Here is a 3,345-nt window from a genome sequence, read left to right as displayed (position 1 = left end):
ATAGGTAGCCATTGAAAAAATCCGCAAATATCTGCGGATTCCTCATGTACTTCTTAGTCTGCACATCCTTACTTCCCATTGATATTTCTCTTTCTATATAACTTATAGAATGATTATAGCACAGGACATCCGAACATACAATCGTTTTCTGTTCGATATTTTGTTCGTTTCATCACAGCCACTGTATAAACCCAGTCTTGTCGCTGCTATTGTACCCAGCATGCTCATAGAACCCCAGCGTCTCGGCATCCTTCGCCCCAGTCATCAGGAATATCTTATAGCAATCCGCCTCCTGGGCAACGCTCTTCGCATAGTCAAGGCAAGCCCTGGCATATCCGCATTTACGGTAATCCTCGTGGGTCACCACATTCTCCACAAAGGCATATGGTCTCACATTCCAGGTAAGATTCGGAATGATAATGCAGGTGCATGACGACACTATCTTGCCATCCACTTCATTTACAATCAGGTGATAATCCTCGTCAGTAAGAATCTTCTCCCAAATCTCAGCAAGATGTTCATCATGCTCCGGAATAGTCTTCTCATGAAGGAAAAGATACAGTTCCAGCATCGAATCTAAATCTTCAAATGTAACCTCTCGTACCACGTTAGCCTCCTATACTTCTCCGCACTAATCGCGCTAATCCTACACCTCAGAATTGGCATTTATCAACGCCGCAAAATCCTCAAAGTACCAATCCTTCGTAGGCTTCTGCCCACCAGCCTTCTTAAAGAAGCAGCTAGGTATCTCCCGCTGGGCCAAGTTCTTGGCTATGCATGGTGTACAGCCCTTGTCATGATTGGTAGGATGACATGGACATGCCGTGTCTGTGCATGTGCAAAATGAAACCGATGATTGATTCTCTGACATATCTTTACTTCCCCTCTCATGCTTTTTATTGAACTATTCACTCAAACTAAGAAACACTTCCACATCTCCATTGGCCAACATACTCTCCAGCTCCTCTTGCGACGCCTTAAGCTTCCCAAGTTTTGTATATGCCCAACTGTTTGACCCATAAAAGATAACAATCTGATTCCCATTATAAAGAACAATATCTCCAGGCCCTGTAGTCATCTGTACATCGTCACTTGTTATATCTGCTCCAAGTGAACCCACCTGCTCAAAATCACCATACATCCTCATCTGAATCGTCAAAGAACCCTTTTCATCAATCAGATTTTCAAGGGCTTCAACCGATTCATTATCTTCCCATTCAACGGCTTGATCTACATGATCAATCGAAATGTTAATAATTCCTTTTGATAATTCTTCATTTGCCATTTGCTCATCTCCTATATTTGAAGTTACAACATCTTGCTCCTCACTATCATCAGCTTTTAGTTCTGAATACACTACAGATGCCTCTTCATTATTATCCTTCCCACATGCAGAAAATAAAGCGCTGCTTATTAAAATAAAAGCAAACACACACACATTAACTCTTTTCATTATGAAATTCTTCATAAAAACCTCCTCTTGTAATAATGGTCCACTAACCCCGTCCCCCTGGTCCATCACCCCTTGATGTAACTATCAATATTCCATTCTAAATACAGCGGAATATTAAATGTTAAGGTTGCCTCGCAAAGATTCTCAGCAATATTTTTCCTAGAAAGTTTTAATCCTTTCTTTGGTTGATACTTTTTACAAAACTGCTTATAGCTCTTTGCTTGTGTATTATCTGCAGCTTTTACCTCTACTGGTACAATCTCTCCTTCTTCTTCGTAAATGAAATCTACCTCTGCCGTGTTTCCGGAACGCCAGAAAAATGGAGCTTTCCCTATTGATTTTAATTCATTCAAAACATAGTTTTCTGCAAATGCGCCCTTATATCTAATATATAAGTCAGACTCTTCCAATATCGTATTTACGGATACTTTTGATTTTGCCCGCAGTAATCCAACATCAGACATATATACTTTGAAATAGGTTTTATCAGAGGCTCCTTCTAAAGGTATTTCAGGTTTTTCTACCAACTCGGTCTTAATAAGTAATCCTGCATCCACTAGCCACTGTAAAGCATCCTCCAATTCTGCAGAACGTTTTCCCTCTTTTACATGCGAAAAGATAAATTTATTATTCTCTTTTGCGAGTTGTACTGGAACCGAATCCCAGATCCATCTGATTTTTGGAATATCTGTAAGTGGTGCATGCTTTGAAAAATCATCAGCATAATCATTTAATATTTCCTTCTGAACCTCTTCGACCTCTTCGTAATCATGGTTTTCGATCCAAGTCTTTACAACTTCTGGCATGCCCCCAACGATATAGTAATTCTTAAGTAATTCCTCCATTTGAGCCGTATATAACTTAGGGATTTCACGATCTGTTGGCCACTCTTTAAAAGTGTCAATCAAATCCGCTTTATCATTTGCAATTATAAATTCCTTAAAACTCATTGGATAAAGCTGTAAGCGGTTTACCTTACCAACGGGGAATGAAATCTGTTTTTTCTTCAGGGCAACTCCCAGTAGTGACCCAGCACATACTATATGCAAATCCCTCATTTGCTCGCAAAAGTATTTTAATGAGGTTATTGCCCTGGTACACTCTTGAATCTCATCAAAGAAAACCAGCGTTTTCCCAGGAATAATCTCTGTCTTAAAATGACGCTCCAACTCCTTTATTATCCTATTCACATCGAAGTCGTAATCGAAAATTGCAGAAAGAGTCTCCTCAGACTCAAAGTTAACATATACATAACTTTCAAAATTACTACGAGCAAACTCATCCACAATATAAGTCTTTCCACATTGTCTTACTCCAGTAAGAATCAACGGCTTCCTTCGTGACTTATCCCTCCATTTTTTCAAATCATTTATTATTTCTCTATACATAACGACATTGCAACTCCTATCTCTTTTGCAATAATTATAACAAAAGTCCTATGACTTTCGCAATTCAATTTGCAAAAACCATAGGACTTTTACTTTCTTTTTTACCATTCCTGGTCCATCACTTAAGCAATTTCTTTATTCTCTTTTCATTCTCTTTTGCAAAAAAACTTAATTCATAAGATCGAATTCTTTCTTTAACCATATTAGGTTCTACGAATCCAATCTTAACAAGCACTGCTAATCGATTAATAACAGTCTTATTTGTAACCCCGAGCTCGCGGCTAACTTCTATAGGTGTGAACTCGCCCTTGTATTTCTTTAACAGCAACAATAGTAGCTCTTTTTCTCCACTAAAATTACACTATTTTTACACTATTTTCCATTGGCTAATAATGGTCCACTAACCCCATCCCCCTGGTCCATCAAACAAGCCGCAGTAGCATTAGCTATTGCGGCTTGAACATTTCTAATCTACTATATCATTTTTCTATATCGTTCCATGTC

5 protein-coding genes are annotated in these 3,345 nt (G+C 38.7%); all 5 read right to left on the bottom strand.

Translation table 11 applies throughout. The features are described from left to right. Nucleotides 1-172: 172 nt before the first annotated feature. Nucleotides 173-607, bottom strand: a complete 435-nt coding sequence (locus BLP50_RS14040) for a GNAT family N-acetyltransferase (RefSeq protein ID WP_090155872.1) — start codon at nt 605-607, stop codon at nt 173-175. Between the two features lie 39 nt (nt 608-646). After that, entirely contained in the window at nt 647-871 is a 225-nt protein-coding gene (locus BLP50_RS14035; RefSeq protein WP_090155870.1) for a DUF6485 family protein, read from the bottom strand. Between the two features lie 33 nt (nt 872-904). Continuing rightward, nucleotides 905-1,468 (bottom strand): cyclophilin-like fold protein, encoded by a 564-nt coding sequence (locus BLP50_RS14030; RefSeq protein ID WP_090155868.1) that lies wholly within the window; start codon nt 1,466-1,468, stop codon nt 905-907. Nucleotides 1,469-1,518: 50 nt separating this feature from the next. Next, entirely contained in the window at nt 1,519-2,841 is a 1,323-nt protein-coding gene (locus BLP50_RS14025) for an ATP-binding protein (protein WP_090155866.1), read from the bottom strand. A 118-nt stretch (nt 2,842-2,959) separates the two neighbouring features. After that, a complete protein-coding gene (locus BLP50_RS14400) occupies nt 2,960-3,172 on the bottom strand; it encodes a hypothetical protein (protein ID WP_090155864.1) in 213 nt (70 codons plus the stop codon). Between the last annotated feature and the right edge of the window lie 173 nt (nt 3,173-3,345).

This window comes from Pseudobutyrivibrio sp. AR14 (assembly GCF_900101325.1).
Taxonomy (GTDB): Bacteria; Bacillota; Clostridia; order Lachnospirales; family Lachnospiraceae; genus Pseudobutyrivibrio.
The sequence above is the reverse complement of the archived record's forward strand: the minus strand, read 5'-3'. Positions and strand labels throughout refer to the sequence as shown.